Raw genomic sequence first — 21,935 nt, 5'->3', positions numbered from 1 at the left:
ACACATCTGCGCCGAGATACAAGAACAAGGACCGGAAATTCGGTCCATCCCGCGTCCGGTCCGATCGAATGTCGGTCCAGGCGCTCCAACACAGAGGTAGCAATGAAAAAATCGGTTTTCCTGGGGACAGTGGCCGCAGCGACGATGATCGCCGGCATGGGTATGGCCCAAGAGGGTTCGACCCTGTCCCAGGTCAAGGAACGCGGCGAGCTGAACTGCGGCGTGAACACCGGACTGGTGGGCTTTGCCGCCCCCGATGCCAACGGCAACTGGGCCGGTTTCGACGTGGCGCTGTGCCGCGCGGTGGCCGCCGCCGTGCTGGGTGATGCATCCAAGGTCAAATTCGTCCCGACCACCGGTCAAACGCGCTTCACGGCCGTCAGCTCGGGCGAGGTGGACGTCCTGGCCCGCAACTCGACCTGGACCTATTCGCGCGACACCGACCTGAAGCTGGATTTCGTGGGCGTCAACTATTACGACGGCCAGGGCTTCATGGTGAACAAGGAGCTGGGCGTCACCTCGGCCAAGGAACTGGACGGCGCGACCATCTGCATCCAGACCGGCACCACGACCGAGCTGAACCTGGCCGATTATTTCCGTGCCAACCAGATGGACTACACCCCGGTCAACATCGACAGCAACGCCGAGGGTGAACAGCAGTACATGGCGGGCGCCTGCGATGCCTATACCACCGACGCATCCGGCCTTGCCGCGACCCGCGCCGCCTTCGCCAACCCCGAGAACCACATCATCCTGCCCGAGATCATCTCGAAGGAGCCGCTTGGGCCGGCCGTGCGCCATGGCGACAACAACTGGGGCGACATCGTCCGCTGGACGCTGAACGCGCTGATCGCCGCCGAGGAATACGGCGTCACCTCGCGCAACATCGAGGAACTGGTCCGCTCGTCCGAGAACCCCGAGGTCCAGCGCCTTCTGGGCACGACCGACGATCTGGGCGCGATGATGGGCCTGGACGCCGAATGGGCCAAGCGCGCCATCCTGGCCAACGGCAACTATGGCGAGATCTTCGCCGCCAACATCGGCGAACAGACCCCGATCGGCCTGGCCCGCGGCTTGAACGCCCAGTGGACGCAGGGCGGCCTGCTCTACGCATCGCCGTTCCGCTGATCCGGACGGCATGAGGGACCGGGCCCGTGCGGGGCCCGGTCCGTTCCCTTCGGGGCCCTTCCAACAACGACAAACCCGCCATCGACATAAAACGGCGCAAAGCCGTACCGGCGGGACACAGGGGTAAAACAAGATGACGGACGTCTCGGCATCGGCGCATGCGTCGTTCCGGCCCAGCATGCTGATCTATGATCGGCGCTATCGGTCCCTGACCTTTCAGGTCATCGTGTTCATACTGGTCATGGCCGCCTTGTGGTGGCTGATCGGGAACACCATCAGCAACCTGAACGCCATGGGCAAGAGCTTCGATTTTGGCTTCCTGTTCCAGCGCGCGGGATACGACATCTCCGGGACGCCCATCCCCTATACAGGCAATGATTCCCACCTGCGGGCGACGGTGGTCGGCCTGCTGAACACGCTGATCGTTTCGATCCTGGGCTGCATCGCGGCCACGATCCTGGGGGTCGCGGTCGGCGTGGCGCGGCTGTCGAAGAACTGGCTGTTCGCCCGTCTGATGACCGTCTACGTCGAGATCTTCCGCAACATTCCCCTGCTGCTGTGGATCCTGGTCATCTATGCCGTCTTCACCGAGATCCTGCCCGCGCCGAACGCCTATCGTGGTGATGATCCGGCCTGGTCGATGATCCTCTTCGATCATGTCGCGCTGACGAACCGCTATACCGCCATCCCGACGCTTGGCATGGACAATGATCCCGGCAGCCTGGACCTGGGCGCCCGCGTCACCGTCAACTGGGCGACCATCGCCTTCGTCGTGGCGCTGGTCGGCGGCTGGTTCGTGCGGCGGGCGATCAATGCCCATGCGCAGAAGGTGCAGGACCGCACGGGCGTCCGCCCCGCGACGCTGTGGAAGAACCTTGCGGTCATGATCCTGCCGTCGCTGTTCCTGATCTGGTATTTCGGCCTGCACCTGCTGCCGCCCGCGCTCAAGGGCTTCAACTTTACCGGCGGGTTGAACATCACCAACTCGCTGGTGGTGCTGTGGCTGGCACTGACGCTCTATACCGCCGCCTTCATCGCCGAGATCGTCCGCGCCGGCATCCTGGCCGTCAGCCGCGGCCAGTCCGAGGCCGCCTTCGCCCTGGGCCTGCGCCCCAAGCGCACGATGAACCTGGTGATCCTGCCGCAGGCGCTGCGGGTCATCATTCCGCCGCTGATCTCGCAATACCTGAACCTGACCAAGAACAGCTCGCTGGCGATCGCGGTCGGTTACATGGACCTGCGCGGCACACTTGGCGGCACGACGCTGAACCAGACCGGCCGAGAGCTGGAGGCCATCGTCCTGATGATGCTGATCTATCTGACCCTCAGCCTGATCATCTCGGCGGGGATGAACGTCTTCAACTCCCGCGTCAAACTGAAGGAGCGGTAAGGATGAGCGATACCCACGCCGAAACCGTGTCCTTCGTGCGCGACACGATGCTTCCCTCGGCCCCGCCGCCCGCAACCCAGGCCGGTGCCGTCCACTGGCTGCGCGAGAACCTGTTCGCCGGGCCGATCAACACGGTCCTGACCATCATCGGCGCGCTGATCATCTGGTTCCTCTTCTCGCACTACTGGGACTGGTTCGCCCATTCCGTCTGGAACGCGAACAGCCTCAGCGAATGCCGGCAGATCATCCTCGAGACCTGGGGCGAGGGCGCGCGCGGCGCCTGTTTCGCGGTCATTCGCGAACGCTGGAACCAATATGTCTTCGGCTTCTATCCGCCCGAGCTTTACTGGCGCCCGACGATGGCTGCCGGGCTGCTGATCGTGGCGCTGGTACCGGTGCTTTTTTCGTCGTCGCTGACCATCCGGCGGGCAGTGTTGGCGATCACCGCCGTCGTCACGCTGGCCTGCATGGTCGCGCTTGGATCTCCCGCCATCTGGCTGGGCTTCACCGCGGTGGTGATGGCGGGCGCAATTTTCGCATCGGAACGCAACCTGAGCTGGCTGCTGCCCTTCTCGATGCTCTATCCGCTGATGATGATCTGGTTTCTCTGGGGCGGCAGCGCCTGGGGTCCCATCTTCATCTTGGCAGGCCCCGTGCTGGGTTGGGTCGCATGGCGGCTGTTGGCCGGCAGGGCACCGATGATTGCCGTGCTGGCGGGCATCCTGGTGACCCTTCTGTTCTGGCTGTTCCTGTCCGGCCCCGCAGCCGAGGATGCGCAGCGCCTGCTGCCCATGGGCATCGAGGCCGTGCGTTCCGACCGCTTTGGCGGCTTCCTGCTGTCGGTCACGATCGGCGTGGCGGGCATCGCCATGTCGCTGCCGCTTGGCATCGTCTTGGCCCTGTCGCGGCAGTCGGACATGTTCCTGATCAAGTCGCTGTCGGTGGTCTTCATCGAATTCATCCGCGGCGTGCCGCTGATCACCCTGCTGTTCGTGGCCTCGCTGCTGCTGAACTACTTCCTGCCGCCGGGCACGAATTTCGACATCATCCTGCGCGTCATCATCATGGTGACCATCTTCGCCGCCGCCTATATGGCCGAGGTGATCCGGGGTGGCCTGGCTGCCCTGCCGCGCGGACAATACGAGGCCGCCGATGCCCTGGGGCTGGATTACTGGAAGGCGCAGCGGCTGATCATCCTGCCGCAGGCGCTGAAGATCAGCATCCCCGGCATCGTCTCGACCTTCATCGGCATGTTCAAGGACACCACGCTGGTGACCTTCGTGGGCCTCTACGACCCGCTGAAATCCATGTCGGACGCCGTCCGCGCCAGCATCGAATGGAAGGGCATCTACTGGGAGCCCTACATCTTCGTCGGCGCCATCTTCTTCATCATCTGCTTCGCCATGTCCCGATACTCGATGTATCTGGAACGTCGCCTGCAGCGTGACCACAAGTAAGGATCAGATCCATGAGTGAAGCGATCAACCGGCAGGTCGACCACAGCCACATGCAGGTCAGCGACCAGGTGGCCATCGACATCCGCAAGATGAACAAGTGGTACGGCACCTTCCACGTGCTGCGCGATATCGACCTGACCGTCTATCAGGGTGAACGCATCGTCATCGCCGGCCCTTCGGGGTCGGGGAAATCGACGCTGATCCGCTGCATCAACCGGCTCGAGGAACATCAGGCCGGTCACATCAGCGTCGACGGAGTCGAGCTGACCAGCGATATCAAGAACATCGACAAGGTCCGTTCCGAGGTCGGGATGGTGTTCCAGCACTTCAACCTGTTTCCGCATCTGACGGTGCTGGAAAACTGCACGCTGGCGCCGATCTGGGTGCGCAAGACCCCCAAGCGCGAGGCCGAGGCCACGGCCATGCACTTCCTGGAAAAGGTCAAGATCCCCGATCAGGCGCATAAATACCCCGGCCAGCTGTCGGGTGGCCAGCAGCAGCGCGTCGCCATCGCGCGGTCGCTGTGCATGCAGCCCAAGATCATGCTGTTCGACGAACCGACCAGCGCCTTGGACCCCGAGATGATCAAGGAGGTGCTGGACACCATGATCCAGCTGGCCGAGGAGGGGATGACCATGATCTGCGTCACCCACGAAATGGGCTTCGCCCAGGCTGTGGCGAACCGCGTCATCTTCATGGATCAGGGCCAGATCGTCGAGCAGAACACCCCGACCGAGTTCTTCAACAACCCCAAGTCCGAGCGGACCAAGCTGTTCCTCAGCCAGATCCTGGGGCATTGAACGAAAAAGGGCCAAGGCGGCGGCCTTGGCCCTTGTCATACGATGGGGCGCTCAGTCGCGCCCGTCGAAGCGGACGAAATCCATCACGCTGCCCTGTCCGGGCTGGATCTGGTCCCAGCTGTCCACCTGAAAATCCACCACCAGCGTCGCGGCCGTCGCATAGCGGCGGAACTCGGGATCCATGGGGACGCGGGCGGGCAGGCGCGATGCAAATTCAGAGATGCCCGGATTGTGGCCCAGCATCATCACCGTGGGCTGCGTCGCTGTGCGCAGAACCGACAGCATCTTGTCGGGCCCGGCCTGATAGAGCGCACGTTCGATGCGGACCTGCGGTCGCACCTCAAGCGCGGCGGCGGCGACGACGTTCCAGGTTTCCTGCGTGCGCGCCGCCGACGAGCACAGCACCTCTTCGGGTTCATAGCCGCGGCTGGCCATCCAGTCGCCCAAGGCCAGCGCCGAACGGCGCCCCCGGTCGTTCAGCGGGCGATCGTGATCGTCCAGCGTCGGGTCGTCCCAGGCCGATTTGGCATGGCGGGTCAGGATCAGGCGTCGATGTCCAAGTGGGGTCATGGGGTGCGGCCTCTTGCTGCCATGCTGTCAGTCTTGGCAGACTGCCACAGGATTTGTGGATACGGCAAGCAAATCAAGGTTGTCGCGGAAAACCCGCGACAACCCGCCTTGCACGCGGACTAGAGGCCCGGATCGACCTGACGCAGACCGCGCGGAACGACGCGCGGCTCGGTCTTGCGGATCAGCGAGCCTGCGCCATGTTCGGTGAACAGCTCCAGCAGGCAGGCGTTGGGCACCCGGCCATCCAGGATGACCACGGCGCGTACGCCTTTTTCGATGGCCTGCAGGGCGGTTTCGGTCTTGGGGATCATGCCTCCCGCGATCTGGCCGTCGGCGATCATCGCGCGGACCTGATCGGGATGCAGCTGGGTCACGACCTCTCCGCTGGCGTCCTTGACGCCCGCGACATCGGTCAGCAGCAGCAGGCGGTCGGCCTGCAGCGCACCCGCGATGGCACCTGCGGCGGTATCGCCGTTGACGTTGAAGGTCTCATTGTCCTCCATCCCCGTCGCCACGGGGGCGATGACCGGGATCATGCCGGCGCCATAGAGGTCGCGGATGATCTGGACGTTCATCTCGATCGGGCGGCCAACAAAGCCCAGTTCGGGGTCGTCGACCTCGCAGACCATCATGTCGTCGTCCTTGCCGGAAATCCCGACCGCGCGACCGCCCGCGTCGTTGATGGCCTGAACGATGCGCTTGTTGACCAGCCCCGACAGCACCATCTCCACCACCTCGACGGTTTCCTTGGTGGTGACGCGCTTGCCGCGGACGAATTTGCTCTCGATGCCCAAGCGGTCCAGCAGATCGTTGATCATCGGGCCGCCGCCATGACAGACGATGGGGTTCATGCCGACCTGCTTCATCAGCACGATGTCGCGGGCGAATTCGGCCATGGCCTCATCGTCGCCCATCGCGTTGCCGCCGAATTTGACCACGACGACCGAATTCGAATAGCGCTGCAGATAGGGCAGGGCTTCGGACAGGGTACGAGCGGTGGCGATCCAGTCACGGTTCATGTTCTGCTTTCTCATCCTCAAGATCCTTGGGCGACGGTCGGACCCTATGGCGCAAGGCCGGGTCAGTCCAGTCCGGCGATGATGGTGCGCAAGGTGGCGATGCCCTCGTTCTTCTCCGAGGATGTCACGACCAGTTCGGGATAGGCGGCGGGGTGCTTCTGCAATTCCTCGGCCACCTGGGCCAGAACGGGCTTCAGCGCGTTCGGACCCAGCTTGTCGGTCTTGGTCATCACCACCTGGAAGGGCACGGCCGAACGGTCCAGCAGCTTCATGATCTCGTGGTCGACTTCCTTGATGCCGTGGCGGGCATCGATCAGGCAGAAGGCACGCTTGAGCGTCTGGCGACCGGCCAGATAGGTCTTTAGAAGCGCCTGCCACTTGGCCACGATCGCCAGGGGGGCCTTGGCATAGCCATAGCCTGGAAGGTCGACCAGGTAGGAATGTTCGCCAAGCGTGAAATAGTTGATTTCCTGCGTGCGGCCCGGCGTGTTCGAGGCGCGGGCCAGCCCCTTGCGACCGGTCAGGGCATTGATCAAGCTGGATTTGCCGACGTTGCTGCGGCCCGCGAAGCAGACCTCGGGGCGGGTGGCGGGGGGCAGGCCGTCCATGTGGACGACGCCCTTCAGGAAATCGACGGGACCGGCGAACAGCAGGCGCGCGGCTTCGGCTGCGGCGGGGTCGGGGGCGGCGGCGACGGGGAAATTGACTTTCATGGGGTGATCCGGTCCTGGAGGCGGATCGCGCCGCCCGTGACGACTTCGGCAAAGACGCCGAAATCCGTATGTCCGTAATGGCGCTGCAAAGCGTCGATCATGTCAAGATCGACGCGCCCCGTGGCCGTGTCGGCGTTGGTGGCGGTGCAGCGGCCGATATGGTCGGTGATGCGCAGCTCGGCCTCTCCGATATGGATGATCTGGCCGATCAGGCTGCGTTCGTGAAAGGGTGCCCATCCCTCGACCCAGAGGTTGCCGCGCCAGCGGTGGGTGCCAAGGCCCAGGCCGGTCCTGGCCGAAAGATCCGCAAGGCTGTCCAGCGACAGGATCGAGATCCAGGGCCATTTCTGGTCGGTCCAGATGGCAGCGCCGCGCACCAGGCGGGTCGGCTGCGGGGCATCGGCGGGCCAGAGCGGACGCAGCCAGGCGACCAGCGCGTCGCTGTCGGTTTCGGGGTCGATGGTGATGGGTGTCTGGCGCGGATGGGACAGGGTCAGCCTGTCGCCCTCCCAACCGCCGGTGACGGCCTGCAGATCGGGGCAGACGGCCCCGCGCAGGAAGCAGGATTTGGGCAGCCAGCGGTCCGGCTGCCCCTCCGATTGGCTGGCGAGCGCGTGACGCTCGCCGTTTTCGGTCAGCACCGCATAGCTACGGTCGCCGGGCAGGCGGCGTGCCGCCTGCAGGGTCACGCCGTCCAGCCCCTCACCACCGACCGATTTGATCGGGTGGCGGCGGATCAGGGCCAGACGCGCGGTCACTTTCCTTTGCCCTTGGCGCCCTTCGCAGAGATCTTGGGCATCGAGGACTTGATGTTGCCGAACAGGTCCGGACGGTGCCCGTGCATCGACATGATCGTGTACTGCTGCAGGATCGTGATCGTGTTGTTGGTGATCCAGTAGAGCACCAGCCCCGAGGCGAAGCCGCCCAGCATGAACATGAAGACCCACGGCATCCAGGCAAAGATCATCTTCTGCGCCGGATCGGCGGGTGCCGGGTTCAGGCGCTGCTGCATCCACATGCTGATGCCCAGCAGGATCGCCAGCGCCGGCAGCGACAGCGAGTGCAGCAGCGTGCCCTGCGCCGGTGCCGCATAGGGCAGCAGGCCGAACAGGTTCAGCAGGCTGGAGGGATCGGGCGCGGAAAGGTCGCGGATCCAGCCGAAGAAGGGCGCGTGGCGCAGCTCGATGGTGACGAAGATCACCTTGTAGAGCGAGAAGAAGATCGGGATCTGCAGCAGCACGGGCAGACAGCCCGCTGCGGGGTTCACCTTCTCGCGCTTGTACAGCTCCATCGTTTCCTTCTGGAACTTCATGCGGTCGTCGCCGGTGCGTTCCTTCAGTTCCTGGATCTGCGGCTGCAATTCCTTCATCTTCGCCATCGAGATGTAGGATTTGCGCGCGAGCGGGAAGACCAGCGTCTTCAGGACGAAGGTCAGCGCGATGATGGCCAGACCCATGTTGCCGATGATGGCATGCAGCCAGTGCAGCAGGCGGAAGATCGGCTTGGTCAGGAAGTAGAACCAGCCCCAATCGATCGAATCGACCAGACCCTTGATGCCGACGCCGTCCTCATAGCCCTTCAGGACTTCCCAGACCTTGGCGCCCGCGAAGAGATAGCTGTCGGCAGTGACCTGCGTGCCCGGCGCGACGGTTTGCATCGGGAAGCGGGCTTCCGTCTGATAGATGTCGGCGCCATCGGCGTATTTCACGACGGCGGTGAAGGCCTGCCCGGGGGCGGGGGCCAGCGTCGTCATCCAGTACTTGTCGGTGAAGCCCACCCAGCCATCCGAGGCGACATCGAAGACTTGCGCGCGGCCCTCGCGGGCGATGGGGTCCAGATCGGCGATGTTCTTGTATTTTTCCTCGATCAGCGTGCCGTCATGCATGCCGACGACGCCTTCGTGCAGGACGAAGAAGTTCTGCGTGTCGGGGCGGCCGTGGCGGGCGATGATGCCATAGGGCGCGGCCACGAAATCCGCGTCGCCATCGTTCTGCAGGCTCTGCGAGACGGTGAACAGGTAGTTGTCATCAAGGCTGAAGGTGCGGCGGAAGATCTGGCCCGCGCCGTTGTCCCAAGCCAGCGTCACCGGCTGGCCGGGGGCCAGGGTCTCGCCCGATTCCTGCGTCCAGACGGTGGTCGGGTTCGGGACCAGCGCGGGATCGGTGCCGGGGCCGGGGGTCCAGCCATAGACGGTGTAATAGGGTTTGGTCACGCCCGTATCGATATTGGCATCCGCCGTCGCCGAGGAGGGCGACAGCAGCCGCACGTCGGGCGAATTCTCGTCCAGCGTTTCCTGGTAGCGCGTCAGCAGCAGGTCGTCGATGCGACCGCCAGCCAGCGAGATCGAGCCTTCCAGTGCCGGCGACTCGATCTGGATGCGGCCCGCGGGCTGCGCCTGATCGGCAAGATCGGCCGGGGCGGCGGTGGTCGTGCCTGCGGGGGCATCCGCCGTCAGGGGCTGACCGCCCACCGATTGTTCGGCCAGGGGCTGGCCCGAAGGTTGGTCGGATACGGGTTCCGGAGCGAAGACCGTATACCAGACCAGGATCACCAGAAACGACAGGACCGTCGCCAGGATCAGATTGCGGTTGTTGTCTTCCATTCCCTCACCACTGTCATCACGTCAGTCGCGCCGGTTCAACAGAACGGACCCCGAAAGGTCAAGCGGATTTGGCCGAATGGGCAGGAATGCTTGGGGTAACGGGCGGATCGGGGCCGTTGTCGGCCGATCGGACCCTCAGCCGCGGCGTGCGATGCTGGGCAGATCGGCCGCGGCGGCGCTGTGACGACGCAGGAAATCCATGGTGGCGGACAGCGGCATGGGGCGGGCGATGGCATAGCCCTGCACCTCGTCGCAGCCCATCTGGGCCAGGAAGGCGTGTTCCTCGCGGGTTTCGACGCCTTCACCCAGGGCCGCGATGCCAAGCCGTTCCGCCAGCGCCAGGATGGCCAGGATCATCCGCTGCTGACCGGGATCGATGTCGCAACCGGTGACGAAGCTGCGGTCCAGCTTGATGCGATGGATGCCGAACTGGCGGATCGCATCCAGACTGGCATAGCCCGTGCCGAAATCGTCCAAGTCGATGTGGCAACCCGCCTTCGACAGCTTGCGCAGGTTGACGCGGACATCGGCGTTGCTTGTGACTGGGCCGACGCTTTCCAGAACCTCGATCACCAGGCGGTCGGGGCGGATCTCGTGGCGGTCCAGCTCCCACAGCAGGCAATCGGCAAAGCCGCGTTCGGACAGTTCCGTGTTCGAGATGTTGACCGAAACCGTGGGCACGTCGAAACCGGCGCCGTCCCATTCCTTCAACGCCATCAGCGATTGGGTCAGCATGGCCTGGGTCAGGGCGGTGTGATCGGCCTCGGACATCTGGGGCATGAAGACGCCGGGCGCCAGGATGCCGCGCGCGGGATGGTTCCAGCGGGCCAGGGCCTCGAAGCCGGTGATGGCGCCCGAATGACAGCAGACCTGTGGCTGGAACCAGGCCTCGACCTGATCGGCATTGATGGCATCGCTGATGGTGGCGACCAGTGGCGCCCCTGCCAGCGTGGTGTCGTAGGGATAAAGCCGCAGCCGTCCAAGATCGCTGTCCGACGTGGCCTGCAGACGTTGGCGGGCGTTGTCGATCAGCGTCTCGATGTCGGGAAGATCGGGGCCGGGCAGGTGGTCACGCGCCAAGTTGGGGCCCGTCAGGCATCCGCCATCGGCATGGACCAGCGCCCCGCTGATCACCGGCGTCAACGTCTGCCCTGCGATCGAGATCTGCGCCTGACCCTTGCGGTGCAGCCTGTGGGCGACCTGCATCGCATCGCGTTCGGTGCGGTTGCGCAGCACGAAGGCGAACAGCCCCGGCGACAGCACCCGCACCGGATCGTAGGGGCGCACGGCGCGGCCCAAGGTCATCGACAGCTGGACCAGCAGATGGCTCATGGCGGCCTTGTCCAGGGTGCGTGACAGCAGTTCGGTGTTTTCAAGCTGAAGCAGCAGGACGCTGCGGGAAAGGTCGCGGGCCTGATCTGGACGGCCCAGCAACCTGAGGATCGGAGCGAAGAGACGCGTTACATTCTTGGACATGCCGGACCTTTCACGGAATCACCGTGGTCCGTCCTAATCCCGAAAGCTTTGCGTTCCGTTAAAGTTCCTGTTCCGACGCGCGCAGATCGGGAACGGCGTCCCCCTCGGGGGTGTTCATGCCGGGAACCAGTGCCGCGAAATCGAACAGTTTGGGGTCCAGCAGATGCGAGGGGCGCACGTTCATCAGCGACCGGAACATCACCTGACGGCGACCGGGGGTCCGCGCCTCCCATTCGTCCAGCAGGCGCTTGACCTGAACCCGCTGCAGCCCTTCCTGGCTGCCGCAGAGATCGCAGGGGATGATAGGATAGTTCATCGCCTTCGAGAACCGCTCGCAATCGGCCTCGGCCACATAGGCCAAGGGGCGCAGCAGGGTCAGGTCGCCCTCTTCGTTCAGCAGCTTGGGCGGCATGGTGGCCAGCCTTCCGCCGTGGAAGAGGTTCATGAAGAAGGTTTCCAGGATGTCGTCGCGGTGATGGCCCAGCACCACGGCGGAACACCCTTCCTCGCGCGCGATGCGATAGAGATTGCCGCGACGCAGGCGCGAACACATGGCGCAATAGGTTCGCCCCGCGGGCGTCTTGTCCTTCACGATGGAATAGGTGTCGCGGTATTCGATGCGATGTTCGACGCCGCGGGCCTTCAGGAACTCCGGCAGCACCGTGGCAGGGAAGTTCGGCTGGCCCTGATCCAGGTTGCAGGCCAGCAGATCGACCGGCAGCAGGCCGCGCCACTTCAATTCGTGCAGGATGGCCAGCAGCGCATAGCTGTCCTTGCCACCCGACAGGCAGACCAGCCAGCGATCGCCGGGGCGGATCATGCCGTAATCCTCGATCGCGGCGCGGGTCTCGCGAACCATGCGCTTGCGCAGCTTGCGGAATTCCGTCGAGGTGGGGGCGCCCGCGAAAAGCGGGTGGATGTCCGTGTCGTCCAGTTCGTCCAGCATGATGGCCCCCTTAGTGGTCGCAGTCGTGAGTGCAGGTGGTGTCGGTTCCCGGCACCGGGTCGAAGCCCGATCCGCCCCAGGGATGGCACCGCCCGATGCGGCGCAGCATCAGCCAGGTGCCACGAAACGGCCCGTGATGCTCCAGCGCCTGCAGGGCATAGGCCGAACAGGTCGGCTGGAACCGGCAGCCGTGCCCGACCCAGGGCGATGCGACCAGCCGATAGGCCCGAACCGGCAAGGCCAGAACCCGAGCCAGCGGTCTCACTTGTGGACCTTGCGCATGGCGCGGGCGAAATCCTCGCAGAGCTGGGTGAAATCCAGACTGGCGGTGGCACCGGGGCGGCCGACCAGCACATAGTCCCACCCCGACTGTGCCGTCTGCGGCATGGTCAGGCGGGCGATCTCGCGCAGGCGACGCTTGGCACGGTTGCGGGCCACTGCATTGCCGACCTTCTTGGAACAGGTGAAGCCGATCCGCGCCGGGCCGTCGTCGTCGCGGCGCCGGGCCTGCAGCAGAAATCCGGGCATCGCCTGTCGACGTGCCTTGGCGGCTGCCAGGAAATCGGCGCGCTTGCCGATCACGGGGGGCATCTTGAAGCCGTCGGCCACGCGAAATGCCGCCCCGCCGGCATCCGTGGGCTGAGTGTCAGCAGGATGGGGCAGTGGCGGCATGTCGAAAGCCTTCATGTGGCAGCGTAAAGCTGCCGGGCGCTATCAAGCCGACAGGCTCTTGCGGCCTTTGGCGCGGCGTGCGTTCAGAATGCGACGGCCGCCTTTGGTGGCCATGCGTGCGCGAAAGCCGTGACGGCGCGCACGAACAAGGTTCGAAGGTTGGAAGGTGCGCTTCATATTCAGTCTCCGGGTCGTATCTTGCGGGTGGCATCAAGTCAGGGCAGGGTAGCAGGATACTGCCCCGCGCGACGGCGCTGGTTGTTCGAAGCCCGCTCATTAGGGGACAAGTACGCCTGCGTCAACCGATTCCGGCAGCAATCGACCGCATCTTCGCGCGAACGCGCAAGATGGAACCATGTCCCGATCACATTCGTTTGATCGACTGAAACACCATTCGTCGGCTGACAAGTTGCACCGGCACAACCATATCCGGAAACCATGCGACTGAACACGATCTCTGGCCGATTCGCCGCGTTGACGATGATGTTCGTCATCTTGGCGGAATTGTTCATCCTTTTGCCATCGCTGGCGTCCTTCCGGCTGGACTACCTCGAATCGCGGTTGGAGCGTGCGCAGATCGCAAGTCTGGCGCTGCTGGCGACGGACGAGTCGCTGGCCGCAGATCTCGAGACTGAACTGCTGCAGAACGCCGATGTCTTCAACGTGGTCCTGCGCCGAAACGACATTCGCCAGCTTGTCCTGTCGTCCCCCATTCCCGGCCCCATCGCGGCCACATACGATTTGCGCGAAGATGGTGTCCTACAGACGATCGACGATTCGCTGGCCACGCTGGTCAGCAGGCAGAATCACGTCGTCCGCGTGATCGGCGCGCCGGTCAACCAGGCCGGCCAGTTGATCGAGATCACGATGCAGACCGCTCCCCTGCGGGAAGCGATGGTGGATTACGGTCTGCGTCTTCTGGGGGTCTCGGCGGCCTTTTCGATCCTGACGGCGGTGCTGCTGTTCCTGGCGGCGCAGCGGCTGATCCTTGTGCCCATGCGGCGCGTCATCAGCCATATGTCTGCCTATGCCAGCGCCCCCGAGGATGCGCGACACATCATCATCCCCGGCGCGCGCCTCGAGGAACTGCGCGAGGCCGAGGACGCGCTGCGGTCGATGCAGCAGACGGTGACCTCGTCCCTGAAGCAGAAGGAACGCATGGCCCAGCTAGGACAGGCCGTCGCCAAGATCAGCCACGATCTGCGCAATATCCTGACCACCGCCCAGATCTTCGCCGACCGGCTGGAGGACAGCGCCGATCCCAAGGTGCGGCGTGCCGCGCCCAAGCTGGTGAACTCGATCACCCGTGCGGTGAACCTCTGCGAGACCACGCTGGCCTTCGGCAAGGCCGAGGAGCCTGCGCCCACCCTGTCGCGCTTCAACCTGCACCAGCTGGCAACCGAGGTGATCGAGGCCGAGGTTCTGGCCGCCGAGGCTGCCGGACAGGTCGATTTCCTGTCCGACATCCCCGCCACGCTGATCATCCGCGCCGACCGCGATCAGCTGTATCGCGTGCTGTCCAACCTGATGCGCAATGCCCGCCAGGCGATCGAGGCCACCGGCAAGCCCGGCACGGTCGAGGTCGGCGCGGGCGAAAACGACACCGACTGGTGGATTCGCGTGGGCGACAGCGGTCCCGGGCTGCCGGACAAGGCCAAGGAATACCTGTTCAAGCCCTTCACCGGCAGCACGCGTCGCGGCGGCACCGGGCTGGGCCTGACCATTGCCGCCGATCTGGTACGCGGCCATGGCGGCACGTTGGAGCTGTTGCGCAGCGATGCCGAGGGCAGCCAGTTCTGTATCCAGATCCCCCGCGGCACGGCGCAATCCGAACCGCGTCAGACCGCCTGAAACAGTTTTTTGACAAAGAGGCGGTTTTTTTGGTTTTCATCCCTTGCACCCCCCGAACACTGCCGCTATTCACCCCGTCATGTTGCACCCGTAGCTCAGCTGGATAGAGCACCAGACTACGAATCTGGGGGCCGGGCGTTCGAATCGCTCCGGGTGCACCATTTCCCATCTCCGCAATTTCCCCCTCTGGGGTCATCTGCCGCAAACGCCCGCCGCCATTTGGCCGCGAGCGTTTTTCGTCTCTTGCATCCTGCGGCGACGGGAGCTATGCAGCGCGCAGGTTGCACCCGTAGCTCAGCTGGATAGAGCACCAGACTACGAATCTGGGGGCCGGGCGTTCGAATCGCTCCGGGTGCACCATTTTTCACACATCATCAGATCGCGGCCGGATGAATTTCCGGGCAGTCGTTTGCGATGTCGCCCTTTCGCGACAGTTGGCGGCAAAAGTTTATCCTTAAGGTTGTAGCAATCTTGAAACGGGTCAGACCCCGTGGAAAATCTGACATACAGGTTTTTCATGCCGTGACGGCACAGGATAAGGGTCTCAGCATGTCCTCGGTCAATCCTTACAGCAGGTTGCCCCGTCGTGCCTATTGGCGGACCTCGGTCGCGCGGGCCGCCAGAACCGGAACGGTGCTGCCAGGCCTTTGGACGCCCAAGTTCAGCCTGACGCGTGATGATCCGATCCTGACCGCAGGGTCCTGCTTTGCCCAGCATATCAGCCGCGCACTGGTGCAGGCAGGCTTCACCTGGCGACAGGCCGAACGCCCGCCCCATGGGCTGAACGACAAGACCGCCCGAGACTTCGGCTATGGCATCTTCTCGTTTCGGACAGGCAACATCTATACCACGCGCATGCTGGCCCAGCTGCTGGATTGGACCTTGGAACCCGACAGCCAGGACCATGAGACGTGGGCCGATGGCGACACGCATCTGGACCCGATCCGGCCGCAGATCGAACCCGGCGGTTTCGAGACCATCGAAGAGCTGTTCATGGCGCGCAGGGCCACGCTGTCGGCCATCCGCCGGGGCGTGCAGGAAAGCAGCGTCTTCATCTTCACCCTTGGCTTGACCGAAGGGTGGATGAACTGCCGGACCGGGTTGCGCTATGCCGCCTGCCCGGGGACGATGGGCGGGCAGTTCGATGCCGAACTGCATCGGTTCGAAAATCTGCAGTATCCCGACATCCTGAACGATCTGGACAAGATCCGCACGCAGCTGCGCCAGATCAATCCTGCCATCAGGATGCTGCTGACCGTCTCGCCCGTGCCGCTGGCTGCCACGGCGGCAGCGGACAGCCATGTCCTGACCGCCACGACCCATTCGAAATCGGTCCTGCGCGCTGCGGCGGGGCATTTCCAGTCCCTGCACCCCGATGTCGACTATTTTCCTTCGTACGAGATCGTCACCAACCCCGGCTTGAACCGGCAGATGTTTCAGGATGACCGCCGTTCGGTGACGGCGGATGGGGTCGATTACGTCATGCAGCATTTTCTGCAGGGCCTCGGTATCGATGGGCCCACGGTCGATCTTCCCGACCTGCAGGACAGCCGCATTCAGGATGCCGTCGCCAAGGCGACCGAAGCCCAGGACATCATCTGCGAGGAAATCGCTCTGGACCGCTTCAATGAAGACCGTGATTGAAGCTGCGCTGGTCGGCGATTCGCATGCTTCGGTGATGATCAAGAGCGGCGAGGCACGAGGGTTGGAATTTCGCCGTGCCATCGCAGCGGCCGCGCCCAACTTCATCGGCGCCGAATTCACCACTGCTCAGGATGGCAGGACCCGTTTCCAGATTTCATCCTTGCGCCAGGACGAGGCCTTGTTCGGTGCCGAGCGGACCGAACGTTTTGCCCGCAAGGCAGCCAAGCTGGACGTGCTTTTCCGGCAGGCCTTCGATCTGCGATTGCCGATCTATGCCAATGTCGGAATGACCGCGATCCATTTCGTGCGCGATCTGACCACGGCGGCCCAGGCAAACGGTCAGGACGGAACATTGATCTCGGCCAGGATCGCACGCGCCGCGGCTCGTGATTACATCGCCGGCTACCTGCGTTTCTATGGCACGCTGGTGCGAATGGCGCCGCAGGTCACCTGCGTCTTCGGGCCGACGCGTTTCCTGCCCGAAAACCGCCATATCTGGATGGCCTATGACCAGGTGATGGCCGGGCACCTGGCCGATATGGGCATCCGTATCCTTGACCTGCGTTCAGCCTTCGGGGGCGACGACCTGCTGCTGGATCGCCGCTACTACAAGGATCCGGGCGATGATCTGGTGCATGCCAACGACCGATGGGGGCTGGAGGTGGTTCAGGCAATTCGCAAAGATCTGGCCGAAGCGGCGCAATCCATGGCGACAGACCACATCTGATTGCCGCCTTGCAGGACTTGCCAGAAAGGTGGCGGTAATACCGGTCAGGCAGCTGTGGCAGGCAGCTTGCGGCGGGCCTTGCGGGCGCGCTGCCAAGGCGCGCCGTACTCCAGCCAAAGGGCCGATGCCCACCAGAGCGTCAGGCAGGCCCACAGATCGATGGCCAGCCTTGCCCCGGCAGATTTGCCCTCGGGGTTCATCTGGAAGGCGTCGCCCGCTACCGAAAGCAGCACGCAGATGGCAAAGGACCACAGGCCGCCGCGCCCGATCTGTTGGAAGGCTACGCCCAGTCTGCTGGCCGAGAGCCACTCCATCGGTCGGGCCAGCGGAACGGCGACCAGCCAAGCGGCCGCGACGATGGCCAGATAGCGGGTGCCGTCCAGGTTCCACTTGTCGACCTCGCCGTAAAGCGTCTTCATGGCGGCACGCAGCGCAAGGGCCGGTTCGCCGATCCGCGCGGCGATGACGATGGTGCAGCCGAAGACGAACATGCCAAGGGCGATGGCCGTCAGGATGTGTCGATAGGGGTGAAGGCGGGGCATCAGGTCCTGTCGGAACAGGCCCATCGCCGTGCCGGTGAAGAACAGCATCTGCCAGCCGAAGGGGTTGAACAGGAAGCCGTTGCGGCTGCTGAAGGTGGGGATCAGCGCGTTCAGCTGCGGGGCGAACCACCACAGCAGGACCGAACCCACGGCGACCAGCAGCGGCCAGCGCATCATCAGCGGCACGACCGCGATCGACGAGGCGATCAGCACCACATAGACTGCCAGCACGTCGATGATGTTGGGCTGCAGCCACATCGAGCCGACACCGGCGATGTAGAACAGCGGGTTCTCGACGATCCAGATGGCGTATTGGTTCCAGATGGCGGTATGCGGCCGCCCCGAAGCCCAAAGGGCCGCAGACAGCGCCGCCATGACCAGCGCGCCCAGAACCATGGCCCGCCAGACCTCGAAGCTGCGGCGGGCGAAGCGGCGGCGGGCGGCGGGGCGACCCTCCTTCGCCTCGACGCTGCGCCAGACCATGCCGACCAGGAAGCCGGACAGCAGGACGAACAGTTCGGAGGCATCGAAGATCGAGAAATTGGGCAGGGTGACAGACCGCAGGACCGACAGCGGCATGTGGTTCACCATGATGCTGAGCAGGGCATAGCCCCGCAGCATGTCAAGCGTGATCAGGCGTTTCATGCGGGTAGGCTGCTCCAACGGGTCAGCAGGGCCGGGTCCAGGACCATGGCATCGGTTTCGGCGCGGTCCATGTCGTCCAGCGCCTGCCCACGGGTGGCGGCATGGGCGATCTTGGCCTCGGCGGTGACGCGGGCAAGGCGCAAGCCGCGGGGCTGGCTGTCGGGCAGTTCGTCCAGCATGGCGATGTGCCGGTCCAGCGCGTGGCGGTCCGATGCCAGCCGCAGCAGGCTGTCGCGACCGGTCACGGGTGCCGGCAGGCGGCGGGTGATGCTGGCCGCCTCGGTCAGGATGGCGGGGGGATTGCGTTCCTCGGGGGTCAGCAGCAGGCCGCGCATCCGGGCCCAACGCCCGAACAACGGGCTGGCCGACAGCCGCGAGGTCAACGGCGACAGGATCAGCCCCGCCAGAATGGGCGACAGCCAGATCAGCTGCTCGGGCGAGAATGTGGCCAGAACGATCAGCGTCCCCAGACCCAAGGCGACATGCGCCCAGTGGTGGCGCAGCACCACGCCCCAGCCCGGCATGTGCCCGGCGCGGACCTGCGCATCCCAGCCACTGTCGCGGCCGCTGAGGATCTCGAAGATCTGGCGGGTCTGAACCAGCATCTGGACAGGCGCGATCAGCGCCGACAGGATGGTTTCGAACAGCGCGCTGGCCAGCACTCGCTTGCGGCCACCCGCCTGCTGGGCAAGGGGCCGAGAGAACGCGCGGAAGGTCGCGATGAACTTGGGCAGCAGCAGCAGCGTCATGGCGGCCACGAACAGCCACAGCATGCGCTGGCTGTCGAAGACCGGCCATTCCGGGAACAGCTGGTACGAATTCGGGAAGTATTCCGGCGTCGACAGCAGCACTGTCGCCGACAGGGCCAGACCGACAAGGATCAGCGCCAGCCACAGCGGGCTCATCATGAAGCCCATGATGCCGATGAAGAAATGTGCCCGGCTGATGCCGCGCAGGCCGCGCATGCCGAAAAGGCGGCTGTGCTGCAGGTTGCCCTGCGCCCAACGCCGTTCGCGGGCGGCCATGTCCAGCAGGGTCGGCGGGCAACCTTCGAAGCTGCCGCGCAGATCGTGGTCCAGCCGCACCTTCCAGCCGGCGCGGCAAAGGGCGGCGGCCTCGACGAAGTCATGCGAGAGGATGGTGCCGCCGAAGGGGGGCTTGCCGGACAGGCGGGGCAGACCGCAGGCCTGCACGAAGGCCTCGACCCGGATCATCGCGTTGTGACCCCAATAATTTCCGGTATCGCCCGACCATGCCGAGACGCCGCGCGCGATCATCGGGCCATAGATGCGGCCCGCGAATTGCGTCAGCCGCGCGAAGATCGTTTCGCCGCCGACCAGCATCGGCATGGTCTGGATCAAGCCCATGCGCGGATCGGCGTTCATGCGCGCCGACATGTGGCGGACCGTGTCGCCCGCGATGACGCTGTCGGCGTCCAGAACGACCATCTGGTCGTAGCGGCCACCCCAGTTGCGGACGAATTCGGCCACATTGCCGGATTTGCGATCCTCGTTCGACAGGCGGCGGCGATACCAGATCGGCAGAGGCGACATCTGCCGGGCCTGATGGACCACCAGTGTCTCGTTCACGGCGATCTCGGGGTCGCGGGTGTCCGAGAGGATGAAGATCTCGGTCCGGTCGGCCATGCCCTCGGCCTGCAGCTGGTTGGCAAGGGCCACCAGCAGGCCGGTGCTGATGGCGACATCCTCGTGATAGATCGGCATGACGATGACGACGCGGGCGTCGTTCGGGCCTTCCGGCGTGGTCAACCGCGGTGCGAACAGCCCGGCCAGCACGCCGCAGAAGGAAAAGCCGACCCATGCGAAGGTGGGTGTGAACAGCACCAGAAGCGCGATCTGCATGACCGTCGGGTCATCGCCGAAGGCCGTCAGCATCTGCGTGAAACCGATGATGGCAATGACCAGCGCGCCGCCGAAGGTCAGCAGCCGCGCCATCCAGGTGCGCAGGTTGTTCATCTGTCGGGCGGGGCCACCCTTGGGCATGGCCTTGAAGTCCTGCACGGGCATCTGCAGGGGGGCCAGGGGCGGGACGCTGCGGGTCACGTTCATGCCGTCCAACGGGTCAACCATGTTTCGCTGAGGGCGACGCCATCCTCGGTCGTCAGCTTGGCCTGAAGTTCCGCGACCTGTTCACGGCCGGGTTCGAATTCAAAGGCCAGCCGCAGGACGTTTTGTTCGACCAGCGGCTTCAGATAGGCATGCACGATCCGCCCGGTCGAGGATTGGACCTGGAACTGGGGCAGCGTTTCGCGGAACAGGCCCAGATCGAAGTCGATGATGAAGCTGCGCGTGGTTTCCACGTTGATCGATCGTCCCGACCGCACCTGACGGACCTTGGCCAACGGCAGATCGCTGGGGGGCAGGGCGGCAAACGACAGGCGATAGCGGAATTCATGCCGCTGCCCGCGAACCAGCGGGTCCTTGGGGGCCCAATAGCTGACGATATTGTCGTTGAACTCGTTTTCCACCGGGATCTCGACCAGGCGGACCTCGCCCTCGCCCCAGTCGCCCTCGGGCTGGATCCAGGCCGAGGGGCGCATGTGATACATCGCCTCGGCGTCCTGATAGGTCTCGAAGTCGCGGGCGCGCTGGACCAGACCGAAGCCCTTGGGGTCCTTGTCCACGAAGCCCGAAATCTGCAGCGTGCGCGGCGCCATCAGGCCGCGCCACAGCGATTGGCCGGCGCCGGTCTGCATCTGCAACCCGTCGCTGTCGTGACAGGCGGGGCGGTAATCATCGACCGCGCGGCGGCTTGCCGGGCTGAACCAGAACATCGAGGTCAAGGGCGCGATGCCCGTCTCGCGCAGATCGACACGTGGGAACAACGCCATGCGCGTGCGCACCATCGTCACGGCACCGGGGGTCACGTCGAACTGGAAGGCCGCCGTGGCCGATTTGCTGTCCAAGACGGCATGGATGCGGACGGTATCGGCATGCTGTTCGGGTTCATGGATCCAGAAATCGGTGAACAGCGGGAATTCCTCGCCGTCGGGGCTGCCGGTCTTGATGGCCAGCCCGCGCGCTGACAGACCATAGAGCGTGTTGCGCGCCACGGCCCGGAAATAGCTTGCCCCCTGGAAGACCAGGAATTCATCCATCACGCCGGGGCGGTTCAGGAAGGTGCGGACGCGAAAGCCCGACCAGCCCATGTTGCCCACGGTTTCCAGATCGGCGCCCTCCGGGAAATGCGAGGGATCGAACTCCAGCATGGAAGGATCGAAGGGGATCGGCTGCGGCATCCCGCCCCGTACCAGGTTGATCTGCACGGGTTCGTAGAAGATCATCCCCGGCGACAGCAGGTCGATCCCGAAGCGGTCGCTTTCAGCCCAGGGATCGCGATCGCGCTTGAAGCGGATGGCGCGATACTTGTCGTAGTTCAGGTCCGCGAAGCTGCCCACCAACTCCGAGACGGGCTGCTTGTAGACCCGCGTCGCCCGATCCTCGGCGATCTTGGCCAAGGTTTCAAAGCTGAAGGCCTCGGGCTTGGCGGGGCCGAAGGCCTGGGCGTCCTTCGCGGGTTGGCCCTTGGGGTCCTGTGCCTGAGCCGGGACCGCCATCAGCGACCCGCCGGCAGCCATCGCGGTGGCAGCATTCAGAAATTGACGACGCTTCATATCGGGGGATATCTCAAGAAAACCGTGTGATCATAGGGTGCCTGCGCGATTGCGGCAAGCATGGGCTGGTCCGGCGCGACGTATCGGCTGATACGCGCCATCTGGGCAACCCGCAAAAC

At 64.5% G+C, this 21,935-nt stretch carries 21 protein-coding genes and 2 tRNA genes; 9 read left to right on the top strand and 14 right to left on the bottom strand.

Features of this window, described 5'->3' with window-relative positions:
- The first annotated feature begins 102 nt into the window (after nt 1-102).
- The 4 genes from DDE75_RS14790 (at nt 103) to DDE75_RS14775 (ending at nt 4,775) form a co-directional block, all read left to right on the top strand.
- Nucleotides 103-1,128: an amino acid ABC transporter substrate-binding protein gene (locus tag DDE75_RS14790; protein ID WP_108503154.1), complete on the top strand. Its 1,026-nt coding sequence runs from the start codon at nt 103-105 to the stop codon at nt 1,126-1,128.
- Between the two features lie 133 nt (nt 1,129-1,261).
- Nucleotides 1,262-2,518, top strand: a complete 1,257-nt coding sequence (locus tag DDE75_RS14785) for an amino acid ABC transporter permease (protein ID WP_108503153.1) — start codon at nt 1,262-1,264, stop codon at nt 2,516-2,518.
- 2 nt (nt 2,519-2,520) lie between these two features.
- The gene (locus DDE75_RS14780; RefSeq protein WP_108503152.1) at nt 2,521-3,975 is read left to right on the top strand and encodes an amino acid ABC transporter permease; all 1,455 of its coding nucleotides are present in this window, start codon (nt 2,521-2,523) and stop codon (nt 3,973-3,975) included.
- A gap of 11 nt (nt 3,976-3,986) precedes the next feature.
- Complete coding sequence (locus DDE75_RS14775) at nt 3,987-4,775, top strand: amino acid ABC transporter ATP-binding protein (RefSeq protein ID WP_108503151.1); 789 nt, start codon at nt 3,987-3,989, stop codon at nt 4,773-4,775.
- 51 nt (nt 4,776-4,826) lie between these two features.
- Here the strand turns inward: DDE75_RS14775 and DDE75_RS14770 are convergent, their stop codons facing one another.
- From DDE75_RS14770 to DDE75_RS17355, 11 genes are all read right to left on the bottom strand, one after another.
- Nucleotides 4,827-5,345 (bottom strand): SixA phosphatase family protein, encoded by a 519-nt coding sequence (locus DDE75_RS14770; protein ID WP_108503150.1) that lies wholly within the window; start codon nt 5,343-5,345, stop codon nt 4,827-4,829.
- A gap of 119 nt (nt 5,346-5,464) precedes the next feature.
- On the bottom strand, nt 5,465-6,364 hold the full coding sequence (gene argB, locus DDE75_RS14765) for an acetylglutamate kinase (protein WP_108503149.1): 900 nt from the start codon (nt 6,362-6,364) through the stop codon (nt 5,465-5,467).
- Nucleotides 6,365-6,426: 62 nt separating this feature from the next.
- Nucleotides 6,427-7,077, bottom strand: coding sequence for a ribosome biogenesis GTP-binding protein YihA/YsxC (gene yihA / locus DDE75_RS14760; protein WP_108503148.1), 651 nt, complete (start codon nt 7,075-7,077; stop codon nt 6,427-6,429).
- Nucleotides 7,074-7,835 (bottom strand): MOSC domain-containing protein, encoded by a 762-nt coding sequence (locus DDE75_RS14755; protein WP_108503147.1) that lies wholly within the window; start codon nt 7,833-7,835, stop codon nt 7,074-7,076. Before DDE75_RS14755 ends, yihA begins: the two co-directional genes overlap by 4 nt.
- Nucleotides 7,832-9,679 carry a membrane protein insertase YidC gene (gene yidC, locus DDE75_RS14750; protein WP_108503146.1) on the bottom strand — a complete coding sequence of 616 codons (1,848 nt, stop codon included), beginning with the start codon at nt 9,677-9,679 and terminating at the stop codon, nt 7,832-7,834. The genes DDE75_RS14755 and yidC overlap by 4 nt, the downstream gene beginning before the upstream one ends.
- A gap of 135 nt (nt 9,680-9,814) precedes the next feature.
- Nucleotides 9,815-11,155, bottom strand: coding sequence for an EAL domain-containing protein (locus tag DDE75_RS14745; protein WP_108503145.1), 1,341 nt, complete (start codon nt 11,153-11,155; stop codon nt 9,815-9,817).
- A gap of 58 nt (nt 11,156-11,213) precedes the next feature.
- Nucleotides 11,214-12,101, bottom strand: a complete 888-nt coding sequence (gene ttcA, locus DDE75_RS14740) for a tRNA 2-thiocytidine(32) synthetase TtcA (RefSeq protein ID WP_108503144.1) — start codon at nt 12,099-12,101, stop codon at nt 11,214-11,216.
- 10 nt (nt 12,102-12,111) lie between these two features.
- Nucleotides 12,112-12,366, bottom strand: coding sequence for a membrane protein insertion efficiency factor YidD (gene yidD / locus DDE75_RS14735; RefSeq protein ID WP_108503143.1), 255 nt, complete (start codon nt 12,364-12,366; stop codon nt 12,112-12,114).
- Nucleotides 12,363-12,773, bottom strand: a complete 411-nt coding sequence (gene rnpA, locus DDE75_RS14730; RefSeq protein ID WP_108503190.1) for a ribonuclease P protein component — start codon at nt 12,771-12,773, stop codon at nt 12,363-12,365. Before rnpA ends, yidD begins: the two co-directional genes overlap by 4 nt.
- A 42-nt stretch (nt 12,774-12,815) precedes the next feature.
- Entirely contained in the window at nt 12,816-12,950 is a 135-nt protein-coding gene (rpmH, locus tag DDE75_RS14725) for a 50S ribosomal protein L34 (RefSeq protein ID WP_072295533.1), read from the bottom strand.
- A 38-nt stretch (nt 12,951-12,988) separates the two neighbouring features.
- A complete protein-coding gene (locus tag DDE75_RS17355; RefSeq protein ID WP_162799059.1) occupies nt 12,989-13,267 on the bottom strand; it encodes a hypothetical protein in 279 nt (92 codons plus the stop codon).
- Between DDE75_RS17355 and DDE75_RS14720 the strand changes: the two genes are divergently transcribed.
- From DDE75_RS14720 to DDE75_RS14700, 5 genes are all read left to right on the top strand, one after another.
- Nucleotides 13,212-14,624 (top strand): sensor histidine kinase, encoded by a 1,413-nt coding sequence (locus DDE75_RS14720; protein ID WP_108503142.1) that lies wholly within the window; start codon nt 13,212-13,214, stop codon nt 14,622-14,624. The genes DDE75_RS17355 and DDE75_RS14720 overlap by 56 nt on opposite strands.
- Nucleotides 14,625-14,708: 84 nt before the next feature.
- Nucleotides 14,709-14,785: transfer RNA gene (locus DDE75_RS14715), tRNA-Arg, on the top strand.
- Nucleotides 14,786-14,907: 122 nt separating this feature from the next.
- A tRNA-Arg gene (locus tag DDE75_RS14710) sits at nt 14,908-14,984 on the top strand.
- Between the two features lie 189 nt (nt 14,985-15,173).
- Nucleotides 15,174-16,268, top strand: coding sequence for a GSCFA domain-containing protein (locus DDE75_RS14705; protein WP_211659365.1), 1,095 nt, complete (start codon nt 15,174-15,176; stop codon nt 16,266-16,268).
- Complete coding sequence (locus tag DDE75_RS14700) at nt 16,252-16,995, top strand: hypothetical protein (protein WP_108503140.1); 744 nt, start codon at nt 16,252-16,254, stop codon at nt 16,993-16,995. Before DDE75_RS14705 ends, DDE75_RS14700 begins: the two co-directional genes overlap by 17 nt.
- Nucleotides 16,996-17,039: 44 nt before the next feature.
- On the opposite strand, the gene opgC is transcribed toward DDE75_RS14700, so the two are convergent.
- The 3 genes from opgC to DDE75_RS14685 are packed head-to-tail and all read right to left on the bottom strand — an operon-like array spanning nt 17,040 to nt 21,816.
- Nucleotides 17,040-18,182 carry an OpgC domain-containing protein gene (gene opgC, locus DDE75_RS14695; RefSeq protein ID WP_108503139.1) on the bottom strand — a complete coding sequence of 381 codons (1,143 nt, stop codon included), beginning with the start codon at nt 18,180-18,182 and terminating at the stop codon, nt 17,040-17,042.
- The gene (gene mdoH / locus DDE75_RS14690) at nt 18,179-20,272 is read right to left on the bottom strand and encodes a glucans biosynthesis glucosyltransferase MdoH (RefSeq protein WP_108503138.1); all 2,094 of its coding nucleotides are present in this window, start codon (nt 20,270-20,272) and stop codon (nt 18,179-18,181) included. Before mdoH ends, opgC begins: the two co-directional genes overlap by 4 nt.
- Nucleotides 20,248-21,816 (bottom strand): OpgD/OpgG family glucan biosynthesis protein, encoded by a 1,569-nt coding sequence (locus DDE75_RS14685; RefSeq protein ID WP_108503137.1) that lies wholly within the window; start codon nt 21,814-21,816, stop codon nt 20,248-20,250. The genes mdoH and DDE75_RS14685 overlap by 25 nt, the downstream gene beginning before the upstream one ends.
- Between the last annotated feature and the right edge of the window lie 119 nt (nt 21,817-21,935).

Origin of the sequence: Paracoccus indicus (genome assembly GCF_003056335.1) — a bacterium.
GTDB lineage: Bacteria > Pseudomonadota > Alphaproteobacteria > Rhodobacterales > Rhodobacteraceae > Paracoccus > Paracoccus indicus.
Note: the sequence above shows the minus strand (reverse complement) of the source record. Positions and strands in the feature narration are given on the sequence as shown.

What these genes read in the sequence shown, in the direction of transcription:
- opgC (WP_108503139.1), bottom strand. Translation starts at nt 18,182, where the DNA reads ATGAAACGCCTGATCACGCTTGACATGCTGCGGGGCTATGCCCTGCTC.
- yidC (WP_108503146.1), bottom strand. Translation starts at nt 9,679, where the DNA reads ATGGAAGACAACAACCGCAATCTGATCCTGGCGACGGTCCTGTCGTTT.
- DDE75_RS14705 (WP_211659365.1), top strand. Translation starts at nt 15,174, where the DNA reads ATGTCCTCGGTCAATCCTTACAGCAGGTTGCCCCGTCGTGCCTATTGG.
- rnpA (WP_108503190.1), bottom strand. Translation starts at nt 12,773, where the DNA reads ATGCCGCCACTGCCCCATCCTGCTGACACTCAGCCCACGGATGCCGGC.
- DDE75_RS14745 (WP_108503145.1), bottom strand. Translation starts at nt 11,155, where the DNA reads ATGTCCAAGAATGTAACGCGTCTCTTCGCTCCGATCCTCAGGTTGCTG.
- DDE75_RS14720 (WP_108503142.1), top strand. Translation starts at nt 13,212, where the DNA reads ATGCGACTGAACACGATCTCTGGCCGATTCGCCGCGTTGACGATGATG.
- ttcA (WP_108503144.1), bottom strand. Translation starts at nt 12,101, where the DNA reads ATGCTGGACGAACTGGACGACACGGACATCCACCCGCTTTTCGCGGGC.
- yihA (WP_108503148.1), bottom strand. Translation starts at nt 7,077, where the DNA reads ATGAAAGTCAATTTCCCCGTCGCCGCCGCCCCCGACCCCGCCGCAGCC.
- DDE75_RS17355 (WP_162799059.1), bottom strand. Translation starts at nt 13,267, where the DNA reads ATGACGAACATCATCGTCAACGCGGCGAATCGGCCAGAGATCGTGTTC.
- argB (WP_108503149.1), bottom strand. Translation starts at nt 6,364, where the DNA reads ATGAACCGTGACTGGATCGCCACCGCTCGTACCCTGTCCGAAGCCCTG.
- DDE75_RS14775 (WP_108503151.1), top strand. Translation starts at nt 3,987, where the DNA reads ATGAGTGAAGCGATCAACCGGCAGGTCGACCACAGCCACATGCAGGTC.
- rpmH (WP_072295533.1), bottom strand. Translation starts at nt 12,950, where the DNA reads ATGAAGCGCACCTTCCAACCTTCGAACCTTGTTCGTGCGCGCCGTCAC.
- DDE75_RS14770 (WP_108503150.1), bottom strand. Translation starts at nt 5,345, where the DNA reads ATGACCCCACTTGGACATCGACGCCTGATCCTGACCCGCCATGCCAAA.
- DDE75_RS14785 (WP_108503153.1), top strand. Translation starts at nt 1,262, where the DNA reads ATGACGGACGTCTCGGCATCGGCGCATGCGTCGTTCCGGCCCAGCATG.
- DDE75_RS14780 (WP_108503152.1), top strand. Translation starts at nt 2,521, where the DNA reads ATGAGCGATACCCACGCCGAAACCGTGTCCTTCGTGCGCGACACGATG.
- DDE75_RS14685 (WP_108503137.1), bottom strand. Translation starts at nt 21,816, where the DNA reads ATGAAGCGTCGTCAATTTCTGAATGCTGCCACCGCGATGGCTGCCGGC.
- DDE75_RS14700 (WP_108503140.1), top strand. Translation starts at nt 16,252, where the DNA reads ATGAAGACCGTGATTGAAGCTGCGCTGGTCGGCGATTCGCATGCTTCG.
- mdoH (WP_108503138.1), bottom strand. Translation starts at nt 20,272, where the DNA reads ATGGTTGACCCGTTGGACGGCATGAACGTGACCCGCAGCGTCCCGCCC.
- DDE75_RS14790 (WP_108503154.1), top strand. Translation starts at nt 103, where the DNA reads ATGAAAAAATCGGTTTTCCTGGGGACAGTGGCCGCAGCGACGATGATC.